2 tRNA genes and 2 rRNA genes (1 of these 4 cut by a window edge) are annotated in these 2,500 nt (G+C 46.6%); all 4 read right to left on the bottom strand.

Annotation, left to right across the window (positions count from 1 at the left end):
- Positions 1 to 30, bottom strand: a 23S ribosomal RNA gene (locus CS931_RS12495) (it extends 2,804 nt beyond the left edge of the window).
- Positions 31 to 234: 204 nt separating this feature from the next.
- Positions 235 to 311 (bottom strand) — tRNA-Ile (locus CS931_RS12490).
- 85 nt (positions 312 to 396) lie between these two features.
- Positions 397 to 472 (bottom strand) — tRNA-Ala (locus CS931_RS12485).
- Between the two features lie 151 nt (positions 473 to 623).
- Positions 624 to 2,137 (bottom strand): 16S ribosomal RNA (locus CS931_RS12480).
- The 16S and 23S rRNA genes sit together here with 2 tRNA genes alongside, the layout of an rRNA operon.
- Positions 2,138 to 2,500 lie beyond the last annotated feature (363 nt).

Genomic DNA, 2,500 nt, shown 5'->3' with positions numbered 1-2,500 from the left:
CATTCCCCTTGCGCTCTTTGTAGCTTGACCATGTGTTTCTCTTCTTGGATTGAGTATACAAATTGTTATTCTTTTTTTGAGAATAGACTATTTATTATTATCTCGCTTCTTTGAAATTGTAGTTATTTACCTTACTTTAAGTCGTTTAGACTAATTTTTAGTTCTGGTTAATAACAGTTTCTCTTTCTTATCTGCTTTGCTTTATTCAGTTTTCAAGGTGCATTGCCTTTCGGCTGGTGGGCTCAAGTGGACTCGAACCACCGACCTCACGCTTATCAGGCGTGTGCTCTAACCGGCTGAGCTATGAGCCCATATTGCAGAGTCTATCTGCTCCGCTTAAAACATTTCGGTTATTCGGATTTCTACTTAAAATCCCTATTTTGGAGATTTCTCTCCTGGTGGAGATGAACGGGATCGAACCGATGACCCCCTGCTTGCAAAGCAGGTGCTCTCCCAGCTGAGCTACACCCCCATATTTTATTAAAAAAGGTGTTCCCTTTCTTCTCCTTGAGCATCTATATTGCTATAGACCCTCAAAATTAAACAACGATTAGATTTTATAACTCGTATTCCTGACCTTGGATGTTAAATCAATCACCGTAGTGACGATTAGTTCTCCATAGAAAGGAGGTGATCCAGCCGCACCTTCCGATACGGCTACCTTGTTACGACTTCACCCCAGTCGCCAACCCTACCTTCGGCAGCGCCCTCCTTACGGTTAGGCTACTGACTTCGGGTATTACCGGCTCCCATGGTGTGACGGGCGGTGTGTACAAGGCCCGGGAACGTATTCACCGCAGCATTCTGATCTGCGATTACTAGCAATTCCAGCTTCATGCAGGCGAGTTTCAGCCTACAATCCGAACTGAGACCGTTTTTGGGGTTTTGCTCCATATCGCTATATTGCATCCCGTTGTTAACGGCCATTGTAGTACGTGTGAGGCCCAGGTCATAAGGGGCATGATGATTTGACGTCATCCCCACCTTCCTCCGTTTTGTCAACGGCAGTCTGATTAGAGTGCTCTTGCGTAGCAACTAATCATAGGGGTTGCGCTCGTTGCGGGACTTAACCCAACATCTCACGACACGAGCTGACGACAACCATGCACCACCTGTCACCTCTGCTCCGAAGAGAAGCTCTATCTCTAGAGCGGTCAGAGGGATGTCAAGACCTGGTAAGGTTCTTCGCGTTGCTTCGAATTAATCCACATACTCCACTGCTTGTGCGGGCCCCCGTCAATTCCTTTGAGTTTCAGTCTTGCGACCGTACTCCCCAGGTGGATTACTTATTGTGTTAACTCCGGCACGGAGGGGGTCAGACCCCCCACACCTAGTAATCATCGTTTACGGCGTGGACTACCAGGGTATCTAATCCTGTTTGCTACCCACGCTTTCGTGCTTCAGCGTCAGTTAAAGCCCAGTAGGCCGCCTTCGCCACTGGTGTTCCTCCCGATCTCTACGCATTCCACCGCTACACCGGGAATTCCGCCTACCTCTACTTCACTCAAGCTATACAGTTTCAAGAGCAGTTTATGGGTTAAGCCCATAGATTTCACTCCTGACTTGCATAGCCGCCTACGCACCCTTTACACCCAGTAAATCCGGACAACGCTTGCTCCCTACGTATTACCGCGGCTGCTGGCACGTAGTTAGCCGGAGCTTCCTCCTCTGCTACCGTCATTATCTTCACAGAGGACAGAGGTTTACAATCCGAAAACCGTCTTCCCTCACGCGGCGTTGCTGGTTCAGGGTTTCCCCCATTGACCAATATCCCTCACTGCTGCCTCCCGTAGGAGTCTGGGCCGTGTCTCAGTCCCAATGTGGCCGTTCAACCTCTCAGTCCGGCTACCGATCGTCGACTTGGTGAGCCGTTACCTCACCAACTATCTAATCGGACGCGAGCTCATCTTTCAGCGAATAAATCCTTTGATTATCAAACCATGCGGCTCAACAATATTATGCGGTATTAGCGTTCTTTTCAGAACGTTATTCCCCACTGAAAGGCAGATTGCTCACGCGTTACTCACCCGTCCGCCACTAAGTTAATAAAAGCAAGCTTCTCTTAACTCCGTTCGACTTGCATGTGTTAGGCACGCCGCCAGCGTTCGTCCTGAGCCAGGATCAAACTCTCTAAAATATTGTATATAAACTTCCGAAGAAGTTTGTATCAAGTTTAGAGCTTTGTTTAGCTCGTTTCGTCATTGCTGACTTTGTTGCAAATTTTTGTAAAGGTTTTGCTTCCTTTATAAATCTGTTGAGTATTAAACTCTTTAGAATTACGGGTTATATCTTATCTTTCTCGTTGTTTAATTTTCAAGGTCCATGCTCTCTTCTCAGAACCGACTTGACTCACTTTCGATTGCCGTTTTTTCTAGGTTTTATCTAGTGTTTTCGGCTTTCTTTTGTCGTTTCGTTTTTGTCGTTTCTCTCGAGTGCTTGACTATAATACCATGCCTATTCCCTTTTGTCAACACTTTTTTTGAAAAAGTTTTCGGTTTTT

The organism is Scatolibacter rhodanostii, assembly GCF_900197595.1.
Taxonomy (GTDB): Bacteria; Bacillota; Clostridia; order Oscillospirales; family Acutalibacteraceae; genus Scatolibacter; species Scatolibacter rhodanostii.
This window is presented reverse-complemented; position numbering and strand designations above follow the sequence as displayed.